The following is a 1,611-nucleotide window of genomic DNA, read 5'->3' on the forward strand; positions in this document are numbered from 1 at the left end:
CTCAAGGCCCTCAATGCCGCTTTACGCCACGAACGCGAAGCACACCGGTCTCGGACGGCGGCCGAGACCACTGTCAGAGGCCGCCTGGCAAAACTCAGTGTGCGGATCAGACGCCTGCTTTCCGGCTCGACCGAAAAAGGCAACTGACCGGATGCCCATCGCTACACCTAATACAAATGWGCACAACTTCGCGGCGGCATCGCGTGAAATGACGTCGAATGTAAGTGGAAAGTTCTCCACCGTGGCAGTGGACAATCCTGTGGAAAAGCATGCGCACCTCGTCGCAACTCGTCACCAGCCGGGCGTCGCCACGCGGTGCCTGCAAAAGTGGCAGGCATCGCACCCCATGAATTGCGACGGGCCGCCGGCATCGAGGCCCCGCTCTCAGTGAGCGGGTTGCCGAAGCGCCTCTACCAGCGCCAGCGGACCATCTGAACCAAGGGTACGCCCTGTTTGTTATGGCTGTGTGACCCCCGACGTTCGGCACCTCGCTGATCGCGAGCCGACCCTCCAGCCCTGTGGGAAATTCAGGCTCTGCTCAGTGGCGCACTTCACCATAACCGAGTTACGGCTCCTCCGACCTCCAAGGTCTGTGCCCGCTCTGGGAGAAGGCGATGCAGACGCATCTCAGTCGAGCCCTGCCAACATGCAGCCATGCATTCCTCGCGCTGGTTCTCGGACTCGGCGCAGGTGCAGCCAATGCTGGAGGTGGACCACTCGGTATCGATCACACACTGAGATTCGACCAGAGCGGGATATGGGCGCGGAATGATCAACTTGCTCTCGAATACGGGGTTGTCGCTTTCGAGCTTGTCGGCGCGGTGTGGCTCGGCAATGACAATGAGTTCGGACATACGCTGTGGCAGACCATCGATGCATCGATCGCGTCGGCCGTTGCGGTCCAGGCGCTCAAGGTCACGACAGGAAGGCCCCGGCCCATTACGGGCGAGGGCCCAGATGCATGGTTCAAAGGCAAGGGAAACCAGAGCTTCCCGAGCGGGGAAGTGGCGCTGCAGGCCAGCTTCGTCACGCCGATCATTGTCAACTACGCCGCGCGAGATCCTTGGGTTTGGGGGCTTGAAATCTTGCCTCTCTATACCGGTGTCGCGCGCATGAAGAGTCAAGCGCATTGGCAATCTGATGTGCTCGCTGCATGGGCGCTCGGCACTGCCACGGGCTATTTGGCGACTCGGTATGAAACGCCATTTTTCGTCCAGATCCTTCCCCATGGCCTGACGGTGGGCTACTCAAAGACGTTCTAAATCTGTCGAGAGGTGCGCAGGTGAGTGTCTGCAAAAACCGGCGGGACGAAGTAAAAATGTACCGATGCGAATCTTTTCCTTCGTTGTTGCTTGTGCGGCGTTCGCGGCCGGGGTCGCCTTAATCAGCGACAAGGTCACGCTGCAGGGCGAGCGCACGGTCTACACCGTCAAGTGCCGGCAGGGCAGTTGGCAGGGTCTGCGCTGCAGCGGCCGCCTCGTCGCGGCCGATCGGGTGCGCTTTCGCGTGCTGAAGGCGCACCGTGAAGTTCTCTTTTGGACTGCCGGGGCSYCAGGGCCGTCGGGCAAGCTCACCGATTGCRATATTCAAGATGGCCGAAACTGGGTATGC

The 1,611-nt window shown here is 60.7% G+C and carries 2 protein-coding genes; both read left to right on the forward strand.

The window, feature by feature from the left end; genetic code table 11:
* Window positions 1–614: 614 nt before the first annotated feature.
* Window positions 615–1,262, forward strand: a complete 648-nt coding sequence (locus AC1DY5_RS54900) for a phosphatase PAP2 family protein (protein WP_478122574.1) — start codon at window positions 615–617, stop codon at window positions 1,260–1,262.
* 64 nt (window positions 1,263–1,326) lie between these two features.
* Window positions 1,327–1,611: hypothetical protein (locus AC1DY5_RS54905; RefSeq protein WP_478122575.1), on the forward strand; the 285-nt coding region annotated here is incomplete at its 3' end.

The sequence above is a fragment of the Variovorax sp. P4_D9 genome, from assembly GCF_056401695.1.